19 protein-coding genes are annotated in these 26,955 nt (G+C 72.9%); 14 read left to right on the forward strand and 5 right to left on the reverse strand.

The window, feature by feature from the left end:
- Nucleotides 1–99: 99 nt before the first annotated feature.
- The gene (locus ACSIH6_RS26930) at nt 100–420 is read right to left on the reverse strand and encodes a CU044_2847 family protein (RefSeq protein WP_435111145.1); all 321 of its coding nucleotides are present in this window, start codon (nt 418–420) and stop codon (nt 100–102) included.
- A 146-nt stretch (nt 421–566) separates the two neighbouring features.
- Between ACSIH6_RS26930 and ACSIH6_RS26935 the strand changes: the two genes are divergently transcribed.
- The gene (locus ACSIH6_RS26935; RefSeq protein WP_435111146.1) at nt 567–782 is read left to right on the forward strand and encodes a DUF397 domain-containing protein; all 216 of its coding nucleotides are present in this window, start codon (nt 567–569) and stop codon (nt 780–782) included.
- A 51-nt stretch (nt 783–833) separates the two neighbouring features.
- Here the strand turns inward: ACSIH6_RS26935 and fxsT are convergent, their stop codons facing one another.
- Both fxsT and ACSIH6_RS26945 read right to left on the reverse strand, forming a co-directional pair.
- Complete coding sequence (fxsT, locus tag ACSIH6_RS26940; protein ID WP_435111147.1) at nt 834–4,619, reverse strand: FxSxx-COOH system tetratricopeptide repeat protein; 3,786 nt, start codon at nt 4,617–4,619, stop codon at nt 834–836.
- 217 nt (nt 4,620–4,836) lie between these two features.
- The gene (locus ACSIH6_RS26945; RefSeq protein WP_435111148.1) at nt 4,837–6,705 is read right to left on the reverse strand and encodes a S1 family peptidase; all 1,869 of its coding nucleotides are present in this window, start codon (nt 6,703–6,705) and stop codon (nt 4,837–4,839) included.
- Nucleotides 6,706–7,149: 444 nt separating this feature from the next.
- On the opposite strand from ACSIH6_RS26945, the gene putP reads away from it, so the two are divergent.
- The 5 genes from putP (at nt 7,150) to ACSIH6_RS26970 (ending at nt 13,398) form a co-directional block, all read left to right on the forward strand.
- A complete protein-coding gene (gene putP / locus ACSIH6_RS26950) occupies nt 7,150–8,718 on the forward strand; it encodes a sodium/proline symporter PutP (protein WP_435111180.1) in 1,569 nt (522 codons plus the stop codon).
- Between the two features lie 123 nt (nt 8,719–8,841).
- On the forward strand, nt 8,842–9,426 hold the full coding sequence (locus tag ACSIH6_RS26955) for a putative glycolipid-binding domain-containing protein (protein ID WP_435111149.1): 585 nt from the start codon (nt 8,842–8,844) through the stop codon (nt 9,424–9,426).
- A gap of 131 nt (nt 9,427–9,557) precedes the next feature.
- Complete coding sequence (gene nadE, locus ACSIH6_RS26960; RefSeq protein WP_435111150.1) at nt 9,558–10,388, forward strand: NAD(+) synthase; 831 nt, start codon at nt 9,558–9,560, stop codon at nt 10,386–10,388.
- Nucleotides 10,389–11,075: 687 nt separating this feature from the next.
- A complete protein-coding gene (locus tag ACSIH6_RS26965; RefSeq protein ID WP_435111151.1) occupies nt 11,076–12,404 on the forward strand; it encodes an acyltransferase family protein in 1,329 nt (442 codons plus the stop codon).
- Nucleotides 12,405–12,537: 133 nt separating this feature from the next.
- Nucleotides 12,538–13,398, forward strand: a complete 861-nt coding sequence (locus tag ACSIH6_RS26970) for an alpha/beta fold hydrolase (RefSeq protein WP_435111152.1) — start codon at nt 12,538–12,540, stop codon at nt 13,396–13,398.
- Between the two features lie 122 nt (nt 13,399–13,520).
- On the opposite strand, the gene ACSIH6_RS26975 is transcribed toward ACSIH6_RS26970, so the two are convergent.
- Complete coding sequence (locus ACSIH6_RS26975; protein WP_435111153.1) at nt 13,521–14,378, reverse strand: SDR family oxidoreductase; 858 nt, start codon at nt 14,376–14,378, stop codon at nt 13,521–13,523.
- Between the two features lie 276 nt (nt 14,379–14,654).
- Here ACSIH6_RS26975 and ACSIH6_RS26980 point away from each other — a divergent pair, with 276 nt between their 5' ends.
- On the forward strand, nt 14,655–15,938 hold the full coding sequence (locus tag ACSIH6_RS26980; protein WP_435111154.1) for an AGE family epimerase/isomerase: 1,284 nt from the start codon (nt 14,655–14,657) through the stop codon (nt 15,936–15,938).
- Nucleotides 15,935–16,981 (forward strand): carbohydrate kinase family protein, encoded by a 1,047-nt coding sequence (locus ACSIH6_RS26985; protein ID WP_435111155.1) that lies wholly within the window; start codon nt 15,935–15,937, stop codon nt 16,979–16,981. Before ACSIH6_RS26980 ends, ACSIH6_RS26985 begins: the two co-directional genes overlap by 4 nt.
- A 241-nt stretch (nt 16,982–17,222) precedes the next feature.
- On the opposite strand, the gene ACSIH6_RS26990 is transcribed toward ACSIH6_RS26985, so the two are convergent.
- The gene (locus ACSIH6_RS26990; protein ID WP_435111156.1) at nt 17,223–18,395 is read right to left on the reverse strand and encodes a carboxylate-amine ligase; all 1,173 of its coding nucleotides are present in this window, start codon (nt 18,393–18,395) and stop codon (nt 17,223–17,225) included.
- A 385-nt stretch (nt 18,396–18,780) separates the two neighbouring features.
- On the opposite strand from ACSIH6_RS26990, the gene ACSIH6_RS26995 reads away from it, so the two are divergent.
- From ACSIH6_RS26995 to ACSIH6_RS27020, 6 genes are all read left to right on the forward strand, one after another.
- Nucleotides 18,781–21,642 (forward strand): helix-turn-helix transcriptional regulator, encoded by a 2,862-nt coding sequence (locus ACSIH6_RS26995; RefSeq protein WP_435111181.1) that lies wholly within the window; start codon nt 18,781–18,783, stop codon nt 21,640–21,642.
- Between the two features lie 85 nt (nt 21,643–21,727).
- Entirely contained in the window at nt 21,728–22,645 is a 918-nt protein-coding gene (locus ACSIH6_RS27000; protein WP_435111157.1) for an ABC transporter ATP-binding protein, read from the forward strand.
- Nucleotides 22,642–23,361 (forward strand): ABC transporter ATP-binding protein, encoded by a 720-nt coding sequence (locus ACSIH6_RS27005; protein WP_435111158.1) that lies wholly within the window; start codon nt 22,642–22,644, stop codon nt 23,359–23,361. Before ACSIH6_RS27000 ends, ACSIH6_RS27005 begins: the two co-directional genes overlap by 4 nt.
- A 12-nt stretch (nt 23,362–23,373) precedes the next feature.
- The gene (locus ACSIH6_RS27010) at nt 23,374–24,225 is read left to right on the forward strand and encodes a branched-chain amino acid ABC transporter permease (RefSeq protein ID WP_017562488.1); all 852 of its coding nucleotides are present in this window, start codon (nt 23,374–23,376) and stop codon (nt 24,223–24,225) included.
- A 2-nt stretch (nt 24,226–24,227) separates the two neighbouring features.
- Nucleotides 24,228–25,322 carry a branched-chain amino acid ABC transporter permease gene (locus ACSIH6_RS27015; RefSeq protein ID WP_435111159.1) on the forward strand — a complete coding sequence of 365 codons (1,095 nt, stop codon included), beginning with the start codon at nt 24,228–24,230 and terminating at the stop codon, nt 25,320–25,322.
- 115 nt (nt 25,323–25,437) lie between these two features.
- Nucleotides 25,438–26,763, forward strand: coding sequence for an ABC transporter substrate-binding protein (locus ACSIH6_RS27020; RefSeq protein WP_435111160.1), 1,326 nt, complete (start codon nt 25,438–25,440; stop codon nt 26,761–26,763).
- Nucleotides 26,764–26,955: the final 192 nt, after the last annotated feature.

Genomic DNA, 26,955 nt, shown 5'->3' on the forward strand with positions numbered 1-26,955 from the left:
CCCTCCCCCCCCCCCCTCCCCCCCCCCCCCCCCCCCCCCCCCCCCCCCCCCCCCCCCCCCCCCCCCCCCCCCCCCCCCCCCCCCCCCCGCCGTGTGCGTTCAGCCCTTGCCCGACCAGGTCATCCTGACGTTGAAGGTGGCCTCCGCGCTCCCCTTGACGACCACGGCCCCGGCCTCGGCGGTCACGCTCACCCCGAACTCCACCTCGGTCTCCGAGGGGGCGAGCGAGGCAGAGGACAGTTCCCGCAACTGCCCGGACACCGCCTCGGCGACCTTGCGGATCCGGAGCAGGACGTCGTCGAGCCGTTTGTCGCCGGTGGCCTCCTCGGACCTCTTGGAGACGTTGGCGGCACCCTCCCTGCGGGCGGGCACGGACTCGATGCTGACCACGGTGCCGTCGTCGGTGACGAAGTCGATCACTTTGTTCACTTTGACCTCACGTGTTCCTTGGAGGAGGGGAAAGCTATTCCTGTGGGAGAGCTCGGAAAGTAAAATACTGGCAAGTGTCCGCAAAAGGCGAGATTCCGCTGCCGTCCGCGCGGAGGAAACGGTGGGACGAACCAGTTATGACCGGGCGAAACGACGCGCGTGCCCGCTGGTGCGACGGACGCGACGGCACCGGATGGCGTAAGTCGTCAAGGTCCTCAGGGCATGAGAACTGCTGCGAGGCCTCTCTGACAGAACCGGGCCGGGTGCTCTTCCGCGATTCACGCCATCCGGGCGGGTGTGTACTGGTGTTCGGCCGTCAGGAGTGGTTGTCCCTGCTCTCGTCCCTCTCCTGACGCCGCGTCCTGCGATCCGGAGCGTTCCCGGACGTTTTCCGGACCCGTGCCTCAGCCCCCGACCGGGATGATGTCGGTGTCCAGCCGGACGAAGTCCGCCATCGTGGTCACGAAGTGGTGGTCCGGGCCGAAACGGGCGGCGTACAGGTCCCGCAGGGCTCCCCACTCCTCCCGGACGTCCTCTCCCAGAGCCCGGCGGCTGATCAGCAGGTTGCGCCGGGCGGTGGTCAGGAAGAGGTGGTGCTCGCCCAGGCTCTCCAGGCACAGCTCCACGCCGGCCGTGTCCTGGGCGCGGGCCTCCTTGAGCCGTCCCAGCGAGAACAGGTCGTTGCCCAGGTTGACCTCGACCGCGGCCAGGGTGATCAGCGCGTCCGGGAAGATGCCGCGGATCTCCTCCGACGCCGCGCGGTCGAGATCGTAGGCACGCTCGTACTCGCCCGCGGCCCGGAACACGATCGCCGCGTTGGCCCGGGACGCCCACGGGAAGAGGTGGCGGCTGGAGAACTCCTCGTCCATGTGCTCCAGGAGGTCCTCGGCCAGGTCCTCGGCCTCCTCCACCCGGCCGGTGAGGGCCAGGTTCACCATGTGGATGCTGTTGATGTGCAGCATCGGCCTGGTGCGGGGCCCGTGGCGCTGGGCGTTGGCGTCGCGTACCTGCCCGGACAGCTCCAGGGCCAGGTCGTGGTCGCCGAGCCTACGGTGGACCACGGAGAGGAAGACGGGGATGTCCGCGGTGTGGACACTGGCGTCCGCCTCGGCGGCGTCGAAGCGCCGCTGGCAGTCCTCCAGCGTCTCCCGGGCCTCCTGAAGGTGCCCGAGGGCCATGAGACTCAGACCGATGGACAGCCGAGTGCGCAGGGTGGGGATGCCGTTCGTCCCGAACACGTACTTGCGCTGTTCGAGAGTGCGGCGGTCCAGGTCGAGCGCGTCCTGGAACCGGCCCAGACGGCGCAGGCAGACCGCGATGTCGTGCGCGAGGCTCAGGGTGCTCTCGTCGTCCTCGGTGAACCGGGCGATCCTGATCCGGTGGATGTCCTCGAACATGGTCAGGGCCTCGCCGTAGTGGCCGAGGTTGCTCAGGGCGGTGGCCCGTGCGCGGTAGGCGTCCAGGGCCTCCTCGCTCTCCGGGCCCTCCAGCTCCGTCTGCTCCGCGTACATCCGCTCGGCCTCGGAGAGGGCGATCTCGTTGTCGCCCTGGGCGCGGAGGAGCCGGGCACGGAGCAGCTGCACCTGGAACCGCTGCGCGGTGTCGTCGTACCAGGACTCGATGGCGCGGTCCGCCAGGTTCAGGGCCTCGTTGTCGTTCCCGGTCTCCACCAGGTACATGATCACGTTGTAGACCAGTCCGCGGACCTGGAGGTCGTGGCTGCGCCAGGCCTCCGACGCGGTCACGTGGGTGAACAGCAGCTGGTACTCGGGCCAGTTCTGCGGGAGTTCGGGGCCGAGCGGGTCGCTCTGCGCCAGGAGCCGGTGGGCCAGGTCCCGGTAGCGCACGCGTTCCTCGTCGCCGAGCGTGTTCTGCACGACCGTCTGGAAGGTGACGTGCATCTGGAAGGTGTGCTTGGTCCGGTCGAACTCGGCGAGACTGTGCCTGCTCACGTAGCGCAGCACCCTGGACAGGGCCATCTCGTTGCCCAGGATCTGCGCCAGCTCGGGGTTGGCACTCAGGCCCCGTGCCCGGTGGAAGAGGGTGCGCGCCAGCGGGCGGGGACCGAAGAACGCGCACAGCTGGACGAACTCGCGGACCATCCGCTTGAGCGCGCGGTCCCCTCCGCTGCCGCGCCGCAGGTCGTCGAGCTGCATGTTCCAGGCGGCGGCCAGCGGCAGGGGGTACAGGTCCTCCGACTCCACGTGCGTGACGAAGTCGTCGAACTTGTCCTGGATCAGCTGGAGGAAGTCCTCGACGCTCATCAGGGAGTCGCGCAGGTAGGAGCCCACCTGGGCCAGCGCCAGGGGAAGGTGCTCCAGGCGCTCGGCGATCCGGAGGGCGTCCCCGTCGTCCTCCAGGCCCTGGGGGCAGACCTTGCGGAGCAGGGCGACGCTCTCCTCCGGAGTCAGGCTGGGCACGACCGAGCCCTCGCTGCGCCCGCTGGGGATCCAGCTCTGGTCGCGTGAGGTGATGATGATGTCGCCGGGGCCGTTGGTGGGGATCTCCCCCGCGCCCAGTTGGTCCAGGTCGGAGACGTCGTCGAGGACGAGGAGCCAGCGCCCCACCTCGGGGTCGCTCTCCAGCACGTCCCGGACGTGCTGGGCGGTCCTCTCCAGGTTGCCGCCGTCCTCGGCCACACCCAGGTGCCGGGCCAGGTGCATGTAGGACTGCTGGATGTCGGCGGGGCTGTTGGCGGTGATCCACCAGATCAGGTCGTAGTCGTCCCGGTACCGGTGCGCGTACTCGATGGCGATCTGGGTCTTGCCGATGCCGCCCCCGCCCGACAGCAGGTAGATCCCGCCCGCGGACTCCTCCAGCAGGCCGTGGACGCGTTCGAGGATCTTCTCGCGCCCGGTGAAGTTGAGGTTGTGCGGAGGCACGCCGCGGAGCTTGGCCAGGGACCTGGTCCGGGGCTGACGGCTCCGGGGGCGCAGGGCGGTGGGCTCCGAGGGGGCGGACTCCGTCTCGGAGGCGTGGGTGTCGGTCACGGTCGGACTCGGTTCCTCTCGGGGTGCGGCGGTAGTGCGGCGTGCGGTGGTGGAGGGAGCGGTGACGGCGTCGGGGACCGCGGGAGCGGAACCCCCCTCCAGCGCGGCGCGCAGGTGTTCGGCGAAGCGCCGGTACTCGCCGGGCATCTCGGACAGCGCGGGGAGCACGGCCCTGGCCAGGTCCTCCTCCCCGTCGAGCGAGGGAACGAGGGGCGCTCCGGTCTCGATCCGGGCCAGCCACTGGTAGATCCGGGCGGAGTCCTTGAACTCGATGCCGAGCGAGTAGTACACCGACCGCATGACGCTGAGGTCGCCGAACCTGCCGAGCAGGTCCCTGCGCACTCCGGGCAGGAACTCCAGGGCGGTGGCGGCCGGGTCGTGCAGGTCACCGGTGGGCAGTGTCGGGTCCATCAGCTCGCCGCCGAAGACCTCGGCGATCTCGGTGACGGCGAGGCGCCCGTCGCGGGGCGCGTGGGGGATGTTGCGCTGGATCAGCTCCGCGACGGCGAGGTTGACGGGTGCCTGGGTGAGGCGTACCGCGAGTTCGCGGGCCCCGCGCGAGGCGTGGGAGAGGAAGCGCGACACGGGGTCGGGCTCCCAGGGGGTGGCGCTGGGCGGCCGTGCGCCGTCGGGCGGGAGGACGCACACGTCGGCCTCCCACACCTGGATCCCGCCGTCGAGAACCGAGACCCATTCCTCCAGGGCCTCCGGTCCGCACTCCAGGACCGGCAGTACCGCCGCGTCGGCGGGGAGAACGGGATCGGAGCTCTCGTCCGGGGCGCGTGCGAGGGTCCACGAGGCGGGGGAGACGGGTGGCGGGGCCGTCATACGCATCGGCTGCGGTGTGAGCGGCCCCCCGGACCACACGGAGCGGTCGAGGAGGTGCAGGACGGCGGTGGGGATCCGCGAGGCGAGCGCGGCTACCCAGGACCGCAGCTTCGGCTGGCGCCAACCCCGGTCCTGGGTGTCGGTGACGAGAACGGCCGCCTCGGCGCCGTGGATTCTCGGTGCGTGAGCGGCGTGGCCGGGGTGGAAGCGGACGACCGTCGCCCCCGCCCGCTCGGCCTCACCGGTCAGTTCCGCGACACTGCGCTGGTGCAGGCCCATCAGGGACGAGGAGTCGACGAGGACGGCCAGACGGGACGGCCCGTCTGTCAGGTTGCCGAGTGCGTTGCGATACCTGTGCGACAGATCATCCATTTTTGTCCTAATATGGACCTGATATCCGAATCGGCGGGCGTGTCCCCGTTGCCCTCTGGGAATACCTCTCTGGTTCTCCTATCCAATCAGAGAGATTCTAGCCAGGAAAGACGGTGGTTTCCCGCAGGGACGGGGAGCCGTCACGGTCCGGACGCGAATACGACCGGTGTGTGGCGACCGGACCCGGTGTGCCGTGCCCCTCCATCATCCCCCAGGCTCAGGGGCTCTCAGTGTCGCTGGGGCCGCCGAGAGCGTCCCGGAGGAGTGTGTCCTCAAAGGAGTCATGGATGATCGCGATTTTTCGACTGTCCGAATTTTCCCTCGCCCTGTCGCGCAGATAACGGGGGAGCCCGGATATCCGTACCCGGGCGTCGGGTTCCTGGTCGAGTAGTTCCTGGAGAAGGGGAAGGATCGCGCTCTTGGGGCCCCTGATGATGGTGGGGACCCCCTGGTACAGGGCCGCGTCGTAGACGTGCCGTAGGTCCGGGCTCTCGTCGTCCACGACGAGCACCGTCAGGTCCAGGTCGGAGAGGACGTTGGCCACCTCGTTCGCCTCCTGCCTCCATGAGGTGAGGACGTTGCGGTCCTCCACCAGGGGCCGGGCCCGCTGCCGCGTGGTGCGTGCGCGCCACCGGTCCGAGGCGCCCAGGTAGTGCGGTGCCGTCACGCGTTCGCGCACGTGGTAGACGATCTCGTACATCGTGCAGAGCAGGGGCGGGAACGCCACGAGGTCGCGGTGCGGGCTGGCCTGTCCCAGGCTCAGGTGCAGCAGCTCCCTCGGCAGCCGGACGCTCAGCCGCAGTGAGTCCTCGTCCGGCGTGATCAACATCTGCATGGTGGCCTCGCCCATGAGGTCGGCGATCTCGTCGCAGATCTCCGCTTCGCCGACCAGCCTCGTGCTCTGTGGCAGCTCGCCCCTCTCGTCCCGGTGGTCGATGCTGTGCAGGAGCCGGTACCCGCCGGTCACCGGCTCCAGCTCGAAGGTCACCACCGTTCCGGGCGGCCGCACGGAACGGTGGGTGTGGGGTGCCGCGGCAGCGTTCGGTTCCCGGCTCCTGAGCAGCCGCCGGTCCCGGTCGCGGGTCAGGACCTCCTCCCAGTCGCGCCCCATCGGGGAGGCCTCCCGCCTGATCCAGGACCACACCGCGGGCGGGAGTGGTCTTTGGCGCCGGATCTCCTGGTGGACGTGGTGCACCCAGGCGACCCGGGGCGGCGGCTCGCCCAGGGGCGGAACCAGGTCCCACAGGGCGGTGAGGACCCGCCACGCGGTCGTGCCCGTGCCGTGCCGCCTGGCCCTGCGCGTCTCGCTCGGGCGCAGCAGGTCCTCCGGCGGGACCGCCTCCAGGGAGACCGAGTCCAGCAGGTCGTGCAGACTGTCGTAGGCCTCCCTGCCGCACAGGGACTCGTCGGCCAGGCGCTGCGCGGAGACGACGTCGCCCCCGTCGCGCTCGCCGACGAGCTCCTCGACCGGGAGGATGAACGCGATGCCCGAGGGCCGGTCGGGGTCGTTCCACACGTAGTGGTGGGTCTTCTGCATGATCCCCACCAGCTCGCCGGTCCCGGTGCGCACGGCACAGCCGCTGAAGCCGCCGGTGATCCGAACCGGCTGCGAGGCGGGGGTCTCGACCTGGTGGGTGAGCCCGGTGGGCCCGCCGGGCCCCTGGCAGACCAGCGGGGCCTGGAGGGAGCGCATGCCCTCCGGGTAGCCCGCCGTGTACAGGGGCTGCTGCGGCTCCAGGCTCGCGCACTCCCTCAGCACGGGGAAGGACGTGTCGGGACCCGCGTCCCGCAGCCGCAGCACGGCCAGGTCGCGGCTGTCGGGGCCCGCCGACCACAGTTGGGTGTCGACGGTGGCCTCCCACTCCCGGTCGTCGAAGGACTTGAGGCGCACGGTGGCGAGCGCGCCCGGATGCTCCTCCTTGTCCCCGTCGAGGCCGAGCGCGGCGTTGACGACGTGCGCGCACGTGACCAGCAGGCCGGGGGACAGGAGCACGGCACCGCCCACGGTGTCGTACTGGTCGAGCACACGCATCTGCCATGAGGGCTCGTTGGGTTGCAGACCACGCGGGGTACGGGGGGCGGCCACGTTCGGGAGACCTCTCTCGATGTCAACTTTTCTCGGAACAATTCCCCCTCGGGCAGCGGTGAATCAAGAGGCACTGGAGCGGAGGGAACAGAGTTCCACGAGTGCTCTCTGTGACGGAAGGGAGTTATAAGGACGAGCGTGGAAACCGGTGCGCACGGGTTCCGGCGCTCTGGTGGAGGGTGATCCGCATCACAGGGGCTCTCATGGGGGCGGGTGGACGGCCCGCGTATGTCCGATCCGACAAACACCGGTGCCCCGGCATGGCCTGGCGGACAATAGTGCCTGGTCGAGAACTCGACGAGATCTCAAAGCGGTGTTGTTCCACGCACGGACGTTGTGACTTGCCGAACAAAGGGCAATGATCTCCCGCAATGTCCATAAACAGCGCGTAAGGCTCTCGTCCGCGCGCTCAAGGGAAGGGAGGGCAGGGTCTTGGACGAGTCCATGCTCTGGTCCGTCGCGACCTTCGGCGTGTACCTCGCCGCCATGGTGGCCATCGGGCTGTGGGCCTACAAGCGCACCGTCTCGCAGTCGGACTTCGTGCTCGGAGGCAGACAGCTCAACAGCTGGGTGGCGGCGTTGAGCGCCAACGCCAGCGACTTCAGCGGGTGGCTGCTGCTCGGGCTGCCCGGCGCCATCTACGTCTCCGGTCTGGGGGAGGCCTGGATCGCCGTCGGTCTGGCCTGCGGTTTCGCCGGTAGCTGGATCCTCCTCGCGCCCCGCCTGCGGGTGTACACCGAGCGCGTGACCGACGCACGTTCGGGGGGCGACTCCGACTCCCTGACCCTCTCCTCCTTCCTGGAGAACCGCTTCAACGACCCCACCCGGCTGCTGCGCGGGGTATCGGCGGTGCTCATCATCGTCTTCTACTTCTTCTACGTCGCCTCCGGGCTCGTCGCCATGTCCGCCCTGTTCGACCAGGTCTTCGGCCTGAGCCCGGCGCCCGCCATCGCCATCGGCGTGGGCATCGTGGTGCTCTACACCGTGCTCGGCGGCTTCCTCGCCGTGTCGCTGACCGACGTGCTCCAGGCCGCGATGATGTGGATCGCCCTGCTGATCGTCCCGGTCGTCGCGATCACCACGCTCGGCGGCTTCGCGGGGCTGTCCGAGGGCGTGTCCGAGCAGAGCACCGGACTGCTGTCGGCCGTCGGCGGCACCGCCCTGGACGCCGAGCTCGGCCAGTGGGTGAGCACCGACACCCTCGGCTGGGTCGTCATCGTCTCCGGCCTGGCCTGGGGTTTCGGCTACTTCGGCCAGCCGCACATCCTGTCCCGCTACATGGGCATCCGCTCGGTCCGGGACATCCCCAAGGCCGCCACCATCAGCGTGGCCTGGGCGGTCACCGCCATGATCCTGGCCGTGCTGGTCGGCTTCATCGGCATCGCCTACTTCGACACCCCGCTGGAGAACTCCGAGCAGGTCTTCCCGCTCCTGATCGAGGCCCTGACCCACCCGCTGGTCGCCGGGCTGCTGCTCGCCGCCATCCTCGCGGCCGTCATGAGCACCGCCGACTCCCAGCTGCTGGTCGCCGCGTCCGCGCTCACCGAGGACGGCTACCGGGCCTTCGTGGACCGCGACGCCGACCCGAAGAGGCTGCTGTGGGTCAGCCGCGTCACCGTGGTCGCCGTCGCCCTGGGTGCCGCAGCCATCGCCCTGTGGGGCAACCAGTCGGTGATGGACCTGGTCGGCTACGCCTGGGCCGGGTTCGGAGCGGGCTTCGGCCCGATCCTGGTGCTCTCCGTGTTCTGGAAGCGCATGAGCTGGTCCGGCGCGCTCGCGGGCATGGTCGCGGGCGGCACCACCGCGATCGTGTGGGACATCCTCGACGCGAACTTCCTCAACACCGGCCTGTACGCCATGGTCCCGGCCGTGATCCTCAGCGTCGCCGCCATCTTCGTCTTCAACGGCCTGGCCAGGGTCACCCCGCAGATGGAGAGCGACTTCGACCGGGTCGATGCCGAGGTCCGCGGGACCGGCTCCGGTTCCGCCCCGGGAGAGTCCGCCCGGGTCTGACCGGCCGCCACACCGGCGACGGCTGGGCGGCGACCGCCCCGGCACCCTCGGCCCGTACCGTGTCCGCGGTGCGGGCCGAGGGCCGCTCTGGCGCACCCGATCCCGGAACGGTAGAACGGTGACATGTCGTCACTGACGGAACACCCGGCCGTGTGGACCCGGACCGACGTCCCCGAGGGGCTCGGGCTGGGCACGCTCCTCCCCGAGCCCGACGGCTACCGCCTGGAGGCCGGGGAGACCGTCGTCGTGGGCGAGGAGCGGTTCTTCACCCGCTTCAGCGTCCGCACCGACCTGGCGTGGACGACCCGGCGGGTGCGCGCCGAGGTCCTCTCCTCCCAGGGGCTGGAGTCGGTCACGCTCGACGCCCACGGAGGCCACTGGACCGGGCCCGACGGCGTCCCCCTCCCCGGCCTGGTGGGCTGCCTGGACGTGGACGTCGCCGCCACCCCGCTCACCAACACCCTGCCCATCCGCCGTCTCGGCCTGCGTCCGGGCGAGTACCGCGACATCGCGGTGGTCTGGATCGACATCCCCTCCCTGCGGGTGCGCCGGGTCCGGCAGCGCTACACCCGCCACCCCGCAGAGGAGGGGCTGGAGCGCTACACCTACCGCGACCCCCTGCACGGCGAGTACCGGCTGTCGGTGGACGGTGACGGCGTGGTCGTCGACTACGAGCGCTTCGCCCGCCGCCTGCGCACGGACTCCTGAGACCGCCCCGAGTCCCCGAGGTCGCGCCCCCTCCCCGTCCCTTCCGGTTCCGGCCACTCCCCGGACTCGTCCCCGAACGCGGGACAGGCGATAATCGGCGGGCACACGCACCACATCCACGGGGGACCGCAGTGACCGACACCGAGCTGAGCCAGGCCCGTCGCGAGATCGTCCGCGACCTCGCAGTGCCCGAGCACTTCGACGTGCACGTCGAGATCGAACGCCGTGTGGCCTTCCTCGCCGAGCGGCTGATCAGCACCGGCTCCACCGCGCTGGTCCTGGGCATCAGCGGCGGTGTGGACTCGCTCACCGCCGGACGCCTGTGCCGCCTGGCGGTGGACCGGGCCCGGGAGAACGGCCACGAGTGCGAGTACGTCGCCATGCGCCTGCCCTACGGCGAGCAGAAGGACGAGGAGGACGCGGCCCGCTCCGTCGCGTTCACGGCACCCGAGCGCTGCCTCACCGTGGACGTCAGGCCCGCCAGCGACGCCATGGCCGACTCCCTGGCGGCCTCCGGGATGTCCTACGCCAGCGATGTCTCGGCGGACTTCGTCCTCGGCAACGTCAAGGCGCGGCAGCGGATGATCGCCCAGTACGCGGTCGCGGGCGGCCTGCGCGGACTGGTGGTCGGCACCGACCACGCGGCCGAGGCGGTCACCGGGTTCTTCACCAAGTACGGCGACGGCGGGGCGGACCTCGTACCGCTGACCGGGCTGACCAAGCGCCGGGTGCGCGCGGTCGCCGCCGAGCTGGGCGCTCCGGAGGACCTGGTGCGCAAGGTGCCCACCGCCGACCTGGAGACGCTCGCCCCGCAGAAGCCGGACGAGGAGGCGCTCGGCCTGACCTACGAGCAGATCGACGACTTCCTGGAGGGCCTGCCGGTGCCCGAGCACGTGGAGACCGCGCTGGTCGACCGGTACCGCGTCACCGCCCACAAGCGCGCGCTGCCCACCGCGCCCTGACACTGAGCCCTGACACTGAGCCCTGCCACCGCGACCGGAAACGTCGCCCGTGTGACGGGGGCGGTCCTGACCCGCGGCGAACGCGGCCGGGCCGGTGGGGCTTCTCGGTCACAGCGCCCACCGGAGCGGCCCGCCCCGGGTGCCGGTTCCGCTTCTGCCCGGGGCGCCGTTTCCGCCTCCGGCCGAGCCGCCGTTTCCGCTCAATCCTGAGCCGCCGTTTCCGCTCGCGCCCGGGGCCCCCGCGCCGGTGTCGCGCGGCCCGACCACCCCGGACAGCTGTTCCGTCTCCGCACACGGACCTTCCCCGAGGGTTCCGTGCACGCTGGCCCGCGGGGTACCGTGTGCGGGAACTCTCCCGGGTTTTCCGGAGCACCGCTCGGCGCGTCCGCGCCCTCCGCCCGGGGGAAGACGGTCCCCGACCCGCCGTGCCCCGACGCGCGGTGGTGCAGGCACCACCTTCCACGGTCGGGCGAACCGCCCCTCGGAGAGGGGCGTCAGATCCATCGCGGCCACCACCCGACCGGACCTACTCTCGTTACCACGCGTCGCCGACAGTAGAGCTGACGCGGCCACGCCACCGGGCGCGTTCGAGAACGCGTCGCCACCCCCTGATCCCGGCCACACGGCCCCCGCGCACCACCGCGCCCGGGGACGCACACGCGTACGGGGTAGACCAAGGAGCGACCGATGACCGTGACCGTCGAGAACGAAGGTGGAGGCGCGTCGTCGGCGTACACCTCCGGCACCGCCCTCCTGCCGTCTCCGCGGACACCGCGTCCCGGGGCGGGCCGGGACAGGTTCCTGGACGTCATCCGGCTGTTCGTGATGGCTCTGGTGGTCATGCAGCACTGGTGGCTGCCGGTCCTGGTCCACGAGCCGGGCTCCTTCGAGGCGGGCAGCGTCCTGTCCACCGAGGGCGGCTTCGTGCTGACGTGGGTCGTCCAGGTCATGCCGCTGATCTTCTTCGTCGGGGGCGCGGCCAACCTCATCAGCTGGCGCTCGGCCTCGGGCCGGGGCATGTCCGCCTCGGACTGGTTCGCGCGCAGACTGCGCAGACTCGCCTGGCCGGTGGTGCCGCTGGCGGCCCTGTGGATCGTCGCCTCCCACCTGTTGGTCCTGGGCGGCGCACCGGCCCAGGCGGTCCTGGTGGGGGCCGAGGCCGCGGGCATGGTGCTGTGGTTCCTCGCCGTGTACGTGCTGGTGGTCGTGTCTACCCCGCTGCTGGTCCGGGCCCAGGAGCTCTTCGGCTGGTGGGTCCCGATCGCCCTGCTGGTAGCCGCCGCGGCCGTGGACCTGACCCGCTTCTCGACCGGCGCTGACTGGGTCGGCTACCTCAACGTGGCCTTCGTGTGGCTGGGCGTGCACCAGTTGGGGTTCCGCTACGCGACGGGGACGATCCGCCTCCGCTACGCCGCGGGGATGGTGGCGGGCGGCGCGGCCGTCGCGCTGACCCTGGCGCTGTTCGGCCCCTACTCGCTCAACATGACGGGCGTGTTCGCCACGGAGTCCTCCAACGTGTCCCCGCCCACCCTGCTGCTCGCCGCCATGGGCGCGCTGCAGATCGGCGTCGCGGTGCTGCTGCGCGAGCGGATCAGCGCCTGGTCGGAGCGCCCCGGCCCGGCGCGTCTGCTGGACCGGATCTGCCCGCAGCTGATGACGGTCTACCTGTGGCACATGCTGCCGCTCAGCGTGGTGGCGGGCGTGCTGGTGTTCGGCCTGGGGATCGACACCCCCGAGCCGCTGACGGGCACGTGGGTGCTGTGGGGCGTGCTGGGGCTGGTGGTCCTGGTGCCGCTGATCGTGCCGCTGGCGCACTGGGCGGTGCGGTTCGAGAACCCGCCGAAGGTGCTGAGCGGTTCCCCGGGCATGGTCCGCGTCCTGGCCGCCGCGGCGCTGGTCGGCGGCGGGATGCTGCTGCTGACGGTGTCCGGCCTGGGGCTCGGCGCGGGTCCGGTGCTCGGACTGCTCGCGGTGCTGGCGGGCGTGGTGCTGACGCGGGCTCCCCGGAGGAGCTGACCGTTCCGCGCCCGGTCCGGGGCCCGGCCCGGAGCGGGGGCGCCACCGTTTCCGGGCGCCCGGCCAACCGCTCTCCCGGCCGCCTCGCGAGCCGGGGGCGCGGCCGGTCCGCGTATCGGGTAGACCGAAGAACATGGACCCGACACGTATCGCCTTCGAAGAACGGGGGAGCGGCCGCCCCCTGGTCCTCCTCCACGGACTCGGGGACCGCCGCCAGAGCTGGACCGCCGTGATGCGGCGGCTCTCGGCGGACTACCGCGTCATCTGCGTGGACCTGCCGGGGTTCGGCGCCTCGCCGGGGCCCGGCCCCGACGAGCCCTACGACGTTCTCACCCTGACCGACGACATCCAGGCGTTCTGCCGCCTGCACGGACTGGAGCGCCCGCACCTGGCGGGCAACTCGCTCGGCGGGTCGATCGCCCTCGAACTGGGGGTCCGGGGCCTGGCCGCGTCGGTGACGGTGTTCTCCCCGGCGGGGTTCTCCGACAGGCTCGCCCGGTGCGCTATACGCGCGGTCGGCGCGCTCTCCCGCCTCGCCACGCACGTCCCGATGCCGGTCAAGGAACGCCTGGCCAACACCGCCCCGGCCAGGACGGCCGCGCGGATCGCGCTGCGCGGAGACCCCTCGTCGCCCGCGGCCAAGGCGACCCGGTTCAGCGTCCGGGGCCTCCAGCACGGCGCGCCCTACATCCGGCTCGTTCCGCACATCGCCGAGTACGTCTTCACGGCGCGGCCGATCGAGTGCCCGGTCACCATCGCCTGGGGCGACCGCGACCGGACGCTGCTGCCGTCCAGCGCCGCGCACGCCCACCACCGGGTGCCCAACGCGCGCATGGTCTCGCTGATCGGCAGCGGGCACATCCCCATGGCCGACGACCCGATCACGGCCGCCGAGCACGTCCGGTGGACCTGCCGCGCCGCCGACCTGGGGAGCGCCAAGGCCGCCGCGCGCAACGCGGCCGGGCGGGTGACCAAACCCGGTCCCCAGGACTGAGCCCGGCCCCTTCGCCGTGATCCTGCCCTTGGCGGCCATGTCGGCGCTCCACAGTGCCACCAAGGGCAAGATCACCGCAGGTCAGGTCCCTCGTGTCCCACCGGCAACACGTGGTCGGCCCGTCAGCAGCCGAAGCCGCCGTCGGCGCTGATCACCTGGCCGGTCACCCACGAGGCCTCGTCGGTGGTCAGCCAGGCCAGCAGCCTGGCCGGGTCGTCCGGCACGCCCACACGCCCGGCCGGGAAGCCGGGCAGGATGCGCTGCATGAGGTCCTCGTCGATGTAGCCGGTCTGCACCGGTCCGGGGTCGACGGCGTTCACGGTGATGCCGCGCGGGCCCAGCTCGGCGGCGATGGTCGGGGTGATCTGGGCCAGCACCGCCTTGGCCGACGCGTACGCCACCTCGCCGGGCAGCGCCCCGCGGATCTGACCGGAGGTCATGAACAGCACCCGGCCGCCGGGGCGCCCGTCGTGCCGCGCGGCGAAGGCCTGGGCGAGCAGGAGGGGCGCGCGGGCGTCGACCGCCCAGTGCCCGTCGAGCATCTCCAGGGTCACCTCGGCCAGCGTCGCGTCGCCGCCGTTGCGCGCGTGGTTGGCCACCAGGACGTCCAGGTGCCCGAACTCGGCGACGGTCGCCTCCACCACCCGCCGGGGCGCGTCGGGGTCGGCCATGTCCGCGCCGACGTCGGCCACGCGGGCCCCGGGGTCGCCGAGCACCGCGCGCACGCCGTCGAGCACGGCGGCGAGGTCGTCGCTGCCCCAGGGCAGCTCCGCGTCGTGCGGCTGGTGGTGGTGGACCATCACCGAGGCGCCGTACGCGGCGAGGCGGCGGGCCACGGCGTAGCCGATGCCGCCGCGCCTGCTCGCCCCGGTGACCAGGGCGGTTCTGCCGCGCAGGGGCAGGGGGCCGCGGGACAGGGCGTCCCGGTCGGAGTGTTCTGGGGAGGGAGAGGGGGAGGAGGAGCGGGAGGAGTGGGCCATGACGGGCCTGCCTTCTGCCGTGGACGGACGGGGAACCGGACGCGCCGCGGATCCGGGCGGCCCTCGGGCGCCGCGGCGCGCGGCGCCGGGGGAACCCTGGCAGAGGGGGTGTGTCCGCGCACCCGGTTTTCGGCGCCCTCCCCGGAGCCGTGTGTCCGGAATGTTCTGTCTCGGGAGTGATGGCGTGTTCTGTTGATCGAGCTCCCCGGTCTACCGCGGTGTCGAGTTCGCGGGATACCGTGGACCCGCTCACCGACGCCTTGAGGAGGCAGTGGATTGACACCATCGACACGACCGGCCCCGGGTCTTCCCGAGCGGCTGCGCGAGGAGGAGCGGCGGCTGTACGGCTTCGCCGCGGGATCCGCCGTGTCCGACGGCTTCGGCTGGCTCGACGCGGACGGGCGCGTGGAGCGGGACCGGCCCGCCGCCGCCTGGATCACCGCGCGGATGACGCACGTGTTCTCCCTGGCCCACCTGCGTGGGGAGGCCGACGCCGGGCGGCTGGCCGACCACGGTGTGGCGGCCCTGGCGACCGGTCCCCTGCGCGACGCCCGGGAGGGCGGGTGGTTCGACCGGGTACCGGACGACACCGAGGGAGACCCTTCCCGGGAGCGCTCCCATGAACTTCCGCGCAAGTCCGCCTACGAGCACGCGTTCGTGGTCCTGGCCGCCTCCAGTGCCACCCTCGCCGGTCGTCCGGGGGCGCGTGAGCTGCTCGACGAGGCGCTGCGGGTCGTCGAGGAGCGCTTCTGGGAGGAGGCCGCGGGAGCCCTGCGCGAGAGCTGGGACAGCGGGTGGACCGCCACCGAGGACTACCGGGGCGCCAACAGCAACATGCACGCCGTCGAGGCCTTCCTCGCCGCGGCCGACGCCACAGGCGACGTCCTGTGGGCCCGCCGCGCGCTCTCCGTCGCCGAGCGCCTGATCCACGGTGTGGCCGCCGAGCACGACTGGCGCCTGCCCGAGCACTTCACCTCCGACTGGAAGCCCGTCCCGGACTACAACCGGGACCAGCCCGACCACCCCTTCCGGCCCTTCGGGAGCACCACCGGCCACCTGCTCGAATGGGCGCGCCTGCTGGTCCACCTGGAGGTCGCGCTCAGCCGTGCGGGCGACCCCGTCCCCGCGTGGCTGCGCACCGACGCCGAGTCACTGTTCGACCACGCCGTCCGGCGCGGCTGGGCCGTCGACGGCGCCGACGGGTTCGTCTACACCCTCGACTGGGAGGACCGGCCGGTCGTGCGCGAGCGCATGCACTGGGTGGTGGCCGAGGCCGCCATGGCCGCCTGGGCGCTGGGGGAGCACACCGGCGGGGCCTCCTACACCGACCTGTACGAACGTTGGTGGGCCTACGCCGACCGGTACCACGTGGACCGCGAACGCGGCAGCTGGCACCACGAGCTGGACCCGGACAACCGCCCGGCCGCGAGCGTGTGGCCGGGCAAGCCGGACGTCTACCACGCCTACCAGGCGGCACTCCTGCCCCAGGTCGGGCTGTCGGCCTCCATCGCGGCCGCCCTCCTGCCCGGCACCGACCAGAACTCCGGAGGAAACGCGTGACCACCCAGAACCCAGGGGACGCGCAGGGCGCCCCGGCCGGAGGGGCCGCGGGGTCCGGCTCCTCCCCCCGGCTCGTCGTGGTGGGCGAGAACGTCATGGACCTGCTGCCCACGTCCCACGGCGCCGACGTGCTCAAGGCGGCGCCCGGCGGCGGTCCGGCCAACACGGCGGTCGCGGCGGCCCGGCTGGGCACGCCCACCCGGCTGCTCGCGCGGATCGGGGCGGACGGCTTCGGCGAGCTGATCCGCGAGCGCCTGCTCGGGGAGGGGCTGGACCCGGCGGGGCTACTCCCGGCGCAGGAGCCGACGGCGCTGGCCCTGGCCACGCTCGGCCAGGACGGGTCGGCCCGCTACGACTTCCGCATGGACGACGCCGCCGACTGGCGCTGGCGCGCGGGGGAGCTGCCCGAGGAGCTGGAACCGGGGGTCCGCGCGCTGCACGCCGCGTCGATAGCGCTGTTCCGCGAGCCCGGCGCCACCCTGATCGAGGCGATGCTGCGCCGCGAGCACGGACGCGGGCGGGTGACGCTCACGCTGGACCCCAACATCCGCCACGACGTCATCGGCGACCCCGTGACCGCGCGGGCGCTGGCCCTGCGGCACGCCGCGCAGGCGCACCTGGTGAAGGCGAGCGACGAGGACCTGGCGTTCCTGTACCCGGACCTGTCCCCTGCCCGGGCGGCCCAGGCCGTCGCCGCGCTGGGCCCGGCGCTGGTGGTGGTGACCATGGGCGCCGACGGGGCCCTCGCGGTCTCCCGGGGCGAGGAGGTGGCGGTGGCCGCGCCGAGGACCGAGGTGGCCGACACCGTGGGCGCGGGCGACTCCTTCATGGGAGCCCTGCTGAACTGGCTGGACCGCCACGACCGGCTGGGGGAGGACCCGCGGGCCCGCCTGACCGGGCTGGACAAGGCGGACCTGGAGGACCTGCTGGGGTTCGCGGTCTCCGTCGCCGCGGTCACGGTGACCCGGGAGGGAGCGAACCCGCCCACCATGGCCGAGGTGGCGGGCGGGGACGGACGGCCGGAGGAGCTGGCCCAGCGGTAGCCCCTGGGGGCGGTGGCTCCTGGGAGCGATGACCCCTGGGGCCGTCCCCGGCTGCCTGCGGGCGCTCCCGGGCGTTTCCGGCTGTCCCTGGTTGCCTTCGGGCGGCGGCAGGCGGAGTCGGGGGCCGGATGAGGGCAGCACGACGTGGGCGGGTCCGGGGGACCCCCCGTATCCAGGAAACCCCGGATCCGGGGCGGGCGGTAGCCCCTGTGGACAACCGCGCCGGGGCGGCCCGCCCGCCTCAGGCGAGGCCCTCCCTCGTCTGGACCACGAGGTGGTCCACCACGTCGGCGAGGCTGCCCCGCCGGGCGTACGCGGCGCGCTGGCGGGCCGCCCCGCTCCCGGCCGCGCGCACCCGGTCGAGCAGGGAAGAAGCCAGGTCGGCGTCGCCGTTGGCGAGCAGACCGGGCAGCGCGGCGTGCAGCAGCCGGTCGGCGGCCGCGTGCCCGGGCAGCGCCTCGCCGGTCAGCGGGTCGGGCACCACGCCCTCCAGCCCGTCCCGGGCGGCCCGCCACACGGCGGCCCGCAGCGCCTGGTCGGGGATGCCCGGCGCGGGGATCCCGTAGCGCACGTCGGTGAGCGCGCGGCTGGCCAGGCCGCGGATGAGCAGGGCCAGCAGCAGCGCCTCCTCGGCGGTGGCGGCCACGTCGCTCACGCGGATCTCCAGCGTGGGCAGGTGGTCCGAGAGGCGGACGTCCCAGTAGACCATCCGCCGGTCCAGGATCGCCCCGGTGTCGGAGAGGGTCCGCACCGCCTGCTCGTGCTCGGCCAGGGAGCGCAGCAGCGGGGGAGGGCCGGCCGAGGGCAGCCGGTTCCAGGTGATCGTGCGCCAGCTGGAGTACCCGGTGTCGCGCCCGGAGTGGAACGGCGAGTTCGCCGACAGCGCCACCAGGAACGGCAGCCACCGGCGCAGGTGGTTGCCCACGGCCACGGCGGTCTCCCGGTCGGGGATGCCCACGTGCACGTGGCAGCCGCACACCACGTGCGACTCGCGCAGCGCGCCGAAGTGCGCGGCGATGTCGGCGTAGCGGCGCCCCTCGCTGGTCCGCGCCGAGGCCGGGTCGCCCAGGACGGCGGTGCCTGAGGCGACCACGGCGAGCCCGGCGGCGCCGGCGGCGCGGTCCAGTTCCCCGCGGGCCGCGCGCAGGAAGCGCAGGGCGTCGCCCGCGTCGTCGCACACGGGACTGTTGGCCTCCACCTGCGCCCGGCTGAACTCGCCGCACAGGTGATCGCTCAGGACGCGGGTGTTGGCGAGCACCTCGGGCGCTCGCGACAGGATGAGGCGGGTGCCGGGGTCGACGACGAAGAACTCCTCCTCGACGCCGAAGGTCGGGGGCACCGTGCGGTTCCCGGTGCGGGTGCCGGCGGACACCGGCCACCGCCTGTCGTGTGCTGCCGTGGAGCGGTTCTCCATGGGCGTCGGTCCCTCCCTGCCGTAGGGCGCTCCCTCACGGAGGCGTCCCGGACTGGATATCCCCGTCAGGGGTGGCCGCGACAGTGTCCTGAAGAAGATAAAAAGCTATCCATGTGATCTTTTGTCCCGTTTGCCGGTATCGCGGGTGTGTCGTTGTGCGCACGTTACGGCTTGATAACCGTGCTCCCGGCCCGTGGGGGAGCCGAAGCGGCGGCGCACCCCCTTCGCGGGAGTGAGCCCCGTCACTGCCCCGGCGGTGGAAACCCAGGTGGGCACCGCGATACCGCGCCCGCACACCCGTCCCGCCTCCCCCGCGGGTACCTCTACCCCGTCCCGTCCCGCCGGGTGCGTGCGACTCCGGGTGAGTATCGGTGAAACGACCAGTGTGGACATCCGCACCTGCCGCGACGGGGGCCCGCTGTGCGAATGTGTGCACGTGGCTGGCAGGAACACACAACCCCCCGTCGCCCGCCTCCGAGGTCGTGACACGGAGCAGCGGGCCCTCGCCGACGCCCTGGAGGACGCGCGGTCCCGCCGGGGCGCCTCCCTGCTTCTCTCCGGCGGCCCCGGGCGCGGCAAGACGGCGCTCCTGGAGCACCTGAGTGGGTCCGCAGGTGGTTTCACCGTGCTCCGCGCGGGTGGGATCGCCGATGAGGCGGACCTGCCCCTCGCCGGGCTCCAGCGCCTCCTCCGCCCCCTCACGGAGGCAACCGAGCGCCTCCCCGAACCCTGGCGCGACCTCCTCCGCGACGCCCTGGCCCGGGGGGCGGTCGCCGACGCCGACCGCCTCACCCTCTACACCGGCCTGGTCGAACTGCTCTCCCGTGCCGCCGCCGACCGCCCCCTCCTGCTGTGCGTGGACGACGCCGACCGGCTCGACGCGCCCTCGCTGGACGCCCTGGCCTTCGTCGCGCGTCGCCTCGGCGGAACCCCCATCGCCACCGTCCTCACGGCGCGCGAGGGCCACGGCAAGCCCGCCGGGGCCCGCGTGCCCGAGACCGCCGCCGAACCCCCTCCCGACACCCTCGTCCCCGGCGTCACCGAACTCCTGCTCGCGCCCCTGGAGGAGCGGGCGGTCCACGACATCCTCACCGACAGAGCCCCGGTCACCCCGGCCGCCGCCGTGCGCTCCGCCCTGGTCCGCGCCGCCCACGGCAACCCCGCCGCCGTCCTCGGCCTCCTGCGGGGGCTGTCCCGGGCCCAGCTCCTGGGCGAGGAGCCCCTTCCCGACCCGCCACGCCTGCCCGGCCGTCTGCGCACCGACTTCCTCGCCCCCTACCGCGGCCTCCCCGAGCGGGCCCGCCACCTGCTGCTGCTCGCCGCCCTCGGCGACGAGCCCCGCGTCCGCCGGCTGCTGGAGGCCTGCGGGGAGCCCGGAGCGACCGTCACCGACCTCGAACCCGCCGAGGAGCGCGGTCTGGTGCGGGTGGAGGGCGACACCGTCGTCTTCGCCGACCCCCTGACGCGCGAGGCCATCGCCCAGGACGCCCCCGCCGGACGGCTGCGCGCCGCGCACCGGGCCCTGGCCCGCGCCTGCGACCCCGAACTCTCGCCCGCGGAGTTCGCCCGCCACACCGCCGCGGGCGCCGACGCCCCCGACACCGCCCTCGCCGACGCCGTGACCGCCGCCGCTCGGCGCGTCAAGCGTGTCGAGGGCCGCCTCGCCGCCTCCCACGCCTACGAGCGCGCCGCCGACCTGTGCCCCGACCCCGACGAGCGCGCCTGCCGCCTGAACACGGCCTCCTACGAGGCCTACATGGCCGGGAGTTCGGCGCGCGCCACCCGGCTGCTCGCGCGGGCGCGACCCCTGGCCGTGTCCGACCGGCGGCGGGTGACCGCCGACCTCATCGACGCCCAGATCGCCATGCGCGGCGAGAACGCCATGGACGTCGCCGAGCGCCTGCTCACCGTCGGCCGCGAGCTCATCCCCCACGACCGCTCCCTGGCCCTACGCGCCCTCGTGCGCTCGGCCGACGCCGCCTCCCTGGCCGGGGACGCCGTCCGCCACGGCCGCGCCGCCGAGCTGGCCCTGCCCCTGGTCCGCCCGGACGACCCGGCGCCGATGCGCATGGTCGCGTCCTTCCTGGAGGGGTGCGCGGTCTCCTTCCGGGGCGACTACCCCGGCTCCACCCCGCTGCTGCGCGAGGCCACCGGGCTGGCCGCGATCGCCAAGCCCTCCGAACTGGTCTGGGCGGGCATCAGCGGCCTGCGCCTGGGCGACGCCCCGTTCGTGCGCTCGGTGACCTCCCGCGCCGTCGAGGTCGGCCGCCTGCGGGGCGAGCGGGCCACCATGCCCGCCGCGCTGGGCTTCCTGGTCTTCTCCGAGTTCTGGAGCGGGCGCTTCCCCTCGGCCGCCGGGACCGCCCTCACCGGCCTGCGCATCTCCCGCGAGACCGGCCAGACCGTGTGGGCAACCCAGCACCTGGCGTCCCTGGCGATGATCGCCGCGATCCAGGGCGACGTGGACACCTGCCGCATCCGGGCGCGCGCGGTCGCCGTCCAGGCGGGGGAGAACAGCCTCGGCCTGGCCGCCGCCCTGTCGGCGTGGGCGCTGGCCGTCCTGGAGCTGTCCCGGGGCAACGCCGCGGAGGCGTTCTTCCGGCTGCGCGCCCTGGTGCACGCCGCCCCCGGGCACGGCCACCCCACCATGCGGCTGCTCACCGCCCCGCACTTCGTGGAGGCGGCGACCCGCATGGGCGAGACCGAGTGGGCGCACACCTCCCTGGCCGGGTACCGGCGCTGGGCCGAGTCGGTGGGCAGCCCGAGCACGCTGGCGCTGGCCGCCCGGGGTTCGGGCCTGCTGGCCGCGGGGGACGAGGCCTGCGACCACTTCGAGAACGCGCTGGCCCTGCACCGGGCCTGCGGCGACGACGACGTCGAGCACGCGCGCACCCAGCTTCTGTTCGGCGCCCACCTGCGCCGGGCCCGCCTGCCCGGCCGGGCCCGCGAGCACCTGTACAACGCGCTGGAGTCCTTCGAGCGCTTCGGCGCGCGGCTGTGGGTGCGCCAGACCCGCGCCGAGCTGCGCGCGATCGGGACCGCCGAACGCGGCCCCGACCCCGTCTCCACCAGCGAGCTGACCGCGCAACAGCAGCAGATCGCCCGGCTGGTCGCCGAAGGGGCCACCAACCGCGAGGTGGCGGCCCACATGTTCATCAGCCCGCGCACGGTCGAGCACCACCTGCGCGGCATCTTCCGCAAGCTCAACATCAGGTCCCGCGTGGATCTGGCCCGCCTGTTCAACTGACCCCGGGCCGACGGTCGAGGCGCCGCCGGACACCCCCCTCATACCAACTGGTCGGTACGCCTCCGGTCGAAGAGAAAGGCAGCCAATGACGACGACCGCAACGGAGCACCTCCTGAGCGCTGACGGGGTGACCGTGCGCTTCGGGGGCCTCACCGCGCTCGACGACGTCGGACTCCGGGTCGCGCCCGGATCCGTCGTCGGCCTCATCGGCCCCAACGGAGCGGGCAAGACCACCCTGTTCAACGTCCTGTCCGGCGTCCTGCGCCCCACGGCGGGGACCATCACCTGGAAGGGCGCCCCGCCGCCCGGCCGCCGCCCCCACCACCTCGCCCGCGCGGGCATCGCCCGGACCTTCCAGGGCCTCAACCTCTTCCCGATGATGACGGTCCTGGACAACGTCGTCGCCGGGGCCGACCGCCTCGCCGCCGGAGGCCCGTTCTCGCTGCTCACAGGGCTGGGGCGGCACCACCGCGACGAACGGGAGCTGCGCGGGCGCGCCCTGGCCGCCCTGGAGCGCTTCGGGGTGGCCGAGCACGCCCACCGGATGCCCGCCACCCTGCCCTACGGCGTGCAGAAGCAGGTCGCCCTCGCCCGCGCCTGCGTCGGCGAACCCGAACTCCTCCTGCTCGACGAACCCGCCAGCGGGCTGTCGGGGGCGCAGATCGACGCCCTCGCCGACCAGATCCGCGGCTTCAGCCGGGACATGGCCGTCGTCCTCGTCGAACACCACATGGACCTGGTCATGCGGGTCTGCGACCACATCGTCGTGCTCGACTTCGGCCGGGTCATCTCCACCGGCACCCCCGCCGAGGTCCAGGCCGACCCCCTCGTCACCCAGGCCTACCTCGGCACCTCCGCGGACACCCCCGCCGAGGGCACGGGTGCCGCTGTGCCCGCCCCCACGGACACCCCCGCCCCGGACCGAGGTGCCGCTGTGCCCGCCCCGGACCGGGGCGGCGCACCCGCCGCCGGTCCCGGCGACGCGAACGGAGCCGCCCGATGACCGCCCCGCCCCTGCTGTCCGTCGAGGAGCTCAGCGCCTCCTACGGAGCCGTCCGCGCCCTGGACCGCGTGTCCCTCACCGTCCCCGCCAAGGGCGTGTGCGCCGTCCTCGGCGCCAACGGCGCGGGCAAGACCACCCTGCTGCGCACCCTCACCGGCCTCCACCCGGCCGCCTCCGGGCGCGTCCTGCTCGACGGCGAGGACATCACCCGCCTGCCCGCCGAGAAGGTCATCACCCGCGGCCTCGCCCACGTCCCCGAGGGCGGCGGCGTCATCGTCGAACTCACCGTCGAGGAGAACCTGCGACTGGGCGGGCTGTGGCGGTCCGACCGCCGCCGCGACTCCGCCATGGACGAGGTCCTGGAGCTCTTTCCGCCCCTGGCCGAGCGGCGCGGCAGGACCGCCAGCACCCTCTCCGGGGGCGAGCGCCAGATGCTCGCCATCGGCCGCGCGCTCATGGCCCGGCCCCGGGTGCTGCTGCTGGACGAGCCCTCGCTCGGCCTGGCGCCCCTGGTCACCAGGCAGATCTTCACCCTCCTGCGCGACCTGCGCGACCGCACCGGGCTCACCGTCGTCCTGGTCGAGCAGAACGCGGCCGGGGCGCTGTCGGTCACCGAGACCGGGTTCGTCCTCAACCAGGGACGCGTCGCGGTCGGGGGCGCCTCCGCCGACCTGCTCTCCGACGACCGCACGCGCCACGCCTACCTGGGCTTTTAGAGGAGTCCCCGTATGACCCACTTCATCAACCTGACCCTCAACGGGCTGGCGTCCGGGGCGGCCTACGCGGCGCTGGCGCTGTCCCTGGTGATCATCTACCAGGCCACCCGCCTGGTGAACTTCGCCCAGCCCGCGCTCGCCCTGGTCGCGGTCTACACGGCCTACACCGTCACCCAGCTCACCGGCTCGTACTGGCTCGGCTTCGCCGCCGCGCTCACCGCGGGCCTGGCCGCGGGCGCGCTGGTCGAGCGGTTCGTCATCCGGCCCATCGCCCGCGTCTCGCAGCTCAACGCCATCATCGTCACCCTCGGCCTCCTCCTGGTCGTCCAGGGGCTGGTCGGGATGGTCTGGGGCAACGAGCAGCACGGGTTCGGCTACGCGTTCAGCTACGTGGGCCGCTTCTCGCCCGCCAACGTGTTCGCCCTGGTGTCGGTCGGGGCCGTCGCGCTGCTGCTGTTCGCCCTGTACCGGTTCACCCCGCTGGGCCTGCGCATGCGCGCCGCCGCCTTCCACCCCGAGGCCGCCCGGCTCAGCGGCGTGCGGGTGGGCCTGATGCTCACCGCGGGATGGGCGATCGCCTCCTTCATCGGCGCCCTGGCGGGCATGCTCGCCGGACCGCCCTTCATCTCCCCGAACGTGTTCGACGTCGTGTTCGTCTACGGCATCACCGCCGCCGTCATCGGCGGCCTGGACAACCCGTTCGGCGCCGTCCTCGGGGGGATGCTCATCGGCCTCGGTATGTCCTACGTGTCCGGCTACGCCGGGCCCGAGCTGGCCACCCTCGCCGCCCTCGTCATCGTCGTCGCGGTGCTGAGCGTGCGCCCCGACGGCATCCTGTCCCGCCCGGCCGCGCGAAAGGTGTAGCGATGCCCTCACCCACCCGGCAGCGCGCGGAGCGCGCCACCGCCCCCGACTCACCGAACCCGTCCGCCGCCTCCTCCGGCGGCCGGTGGCGCGGCCTGCCCGCGCCGCTGCGCCACCTGCTGCTGGCCGCCCTCGGCCTCGCCGCCGTCACCGTGCTGCTGCTGGCCACCGGAGACCTCACCGCGCTGCGCGTGGCCGCCGTCGGCTACACCATGCTGGCCGTCGCCGGACTGCAACTGCTCGTCGGCGGCAGCGGCCAGGTGTCCCTCGGCCACGGCGCGTTCATGATGATCGGCGCCTACACGATGGCGCTGCTCGTCCTGTACCAGCCCATGCTCCCCCTGGCGGCGAACCTGCTGCTCATCGTGGGGGTCTCCGCCGTCGCCGGAATCGCGGTCGGCGCGGCCACGGCACGCCTGCACGGCCCCTACCTGGCGGGGGCCACCCTCATCCTCGCCGTCGGCCTGCCCGGGCTGACCCACCGCTACCACGAGCTCCTCGGCGGCAGCAACGGCCTCAACATCCGCACGGCGGGAGCGCCGCCCCTCCTCCAGGGCCTGGTCACCGACAGTGAGTGGAAGGCCCTGGTCGTGTGGACCGCCGTGGTGATCGGCCTGGCCGTGCTGGCCACCGTCTCCACCGGCCGCCTGGGCCGCCGCATGCGCGCCATCCGCGACGACGAGACCGCGGCCGCCATGGCCGGGATCCCGGTCGGCACGACGAAGGTGGTCGCGTTCGTCATCGCCTCGGCGGCGGGCGGCCTCGCGGGCGGCCTCCAGGCCTACGTGCTCGGAACCGCGACCCCCAGCACCTTCACCCTCGCGCTGTCGCTGACCCTGCTCGCGGCCCTCGTCCTGGGCGGCATCGGCAGCCTGTGGGGTGCGCTGTGGGCCGCGGTCGCCATCGTCTACCTGGAGGTCTGGGTCTCCGACCTGGCCGGATCCCTGAGCCTGAGCCGCGACGCGGAGAACAACCTCCCGATCGTGTTCTTCGGCGTGGTCCTCATCCTCGTCCTGCGCTTTTGGCCCCTGGGGATCCACGGCGCGCTCCAGCGCCTGACCGCACGCCTCACACCCGCCGGGTCCAGACCCCGCTGAACGGTCCCGGACGCCTCCCCTCCGTCCCCCTCCACGGCCGCCTCCGGCGCAGTCCCGCCCACTTCGCCGTCATGGATCCCGGTCGATTTCCAACCCCCCAACGAAGGAGAACACCATGCGAAACCGCAGCGGAACCCGGGCCGCGCTGGCGGCCTCCCTGGCCCTGACGATGCTGGCGACGGCCTGCACCGGCGCCGGTGAGGTCACCGAGGGCGCCGAGGCCGACCTGAACGTCTCCACCGGCGTCACCGACGACGCCGTCGTCATCGGCTCCCACCAGCCCCTGACCGGCCCTGCGGCCCCCGGCTACCTCGCGGTCTCCCAGGGCGCCCGCGCCGTGTTCGAGTACGTCAACGCCCAGGGCGGCGTGAACGGACGCGAGATCGACTACCGGGTCGAGGACGACGCCTACGACCCCGCGCAGACGATCGACGTGACCCGGCAGCTGGTCATCGAGGACGAGATCTTCGCGATGGTGGGCGGTCTGGGCACGCCCACGCACAGCGGCGTCCTCGACTACCTCAACGAGGAGGGCGTGCCCGACGTCTTCCCCTCCTCGGGCGCCCTGGCGTGGAACAACCCCGAGGAGCACCCGCTGACCTACGGCTGGCAGACCGACTACACGAAGGAGGCGAAGATCCAGGGCGAGTACATCGCGGAGAACTTCCCCGACCAGAACGTCGGCTACCTGTTCCAGAACGACGACGTCGGCGAGGACTCCCAGGCCGGACTCGACCAGTACCTCGGCGACGAGGTCGTGGCCCGGGAGCACTACGAGTCCGAGGTGCCCGACCTCAGCGCGCAGATCGCCGAGCTGGAGCGGACGGGGGCCGAGGTGGTCGTGTGCTCCTGCATCCCGACGTTCGTCGCGCTCGGCATGCTGGAGGCGGCCAGCATCGGCTACGAGCCCCAGTGGATGGTCTCCAGCATCGGTGGAGACACCACGACACTCCAGGGACTGCTGGCGGAGTTCACGCAGGACACCGACGCGGCGGACGTCCCCGCTGACGCCTTCCTCGAAGGCATGCTCATCACGAGCTACATGCCGCGCGTGGAGGACGAGGACGACGAGTGGGCCCAGTTCTTCATCGAGGTGTACGAGGAGTACGGCGAGGGCGGCACGCTCACCAACACGCACGTCTTCGGCATGACCCAGGCCGTCATGTTCGCCCAGGTGCTCAGGTCGGCGGGCGAGGACCTCACCCGCCAGTCGCTCGTCGACGCCCTGGAGGCCCAGGAGTGGCAGGGGCCCAGCACCGTCCCCTTCGCCTCCAGCGACGGTGACCACGGCGGCCACCAGGGCGTGTACGTCGTCCAGTACGAGTCGGGCGGCAGCATCGAGATGGTCCAGGAAACGCGTGTGACCGACCGCGAGGGCGGCCCCATCGAGGAGACCGACTTCACGGCCCTCGCCCCGGACGAGCTGGTCTTCCACGACTGAGCTCGGTGAGTGGTGGTTCCCGCACGGCGGTGGTTCCCGCACGGCGGTGGCTCGGAGGGCGTTTCCTCCGAGCTACCGCCGTGGTGCGTCCGAGTCACCGCCTTGGTGGTCCTGAAGAAGCTGGGCGCTGACCAGGGGTGAAGGTGGTGTCGGTGTCGGTGTCGGTCGTGTTTTCCACAGGTGGTGGTTGGG

The organism is Nocardiopsis synnemataformans (assembly GCF_965343085.1).
Classification (GTDB): domain Bacteria; phylum Actinomycetota; class Actinomycetes; order Streptosporangiales; family Streptosporangiaceae; genus Nocardiopsis; species Nocardiopsis alborubida.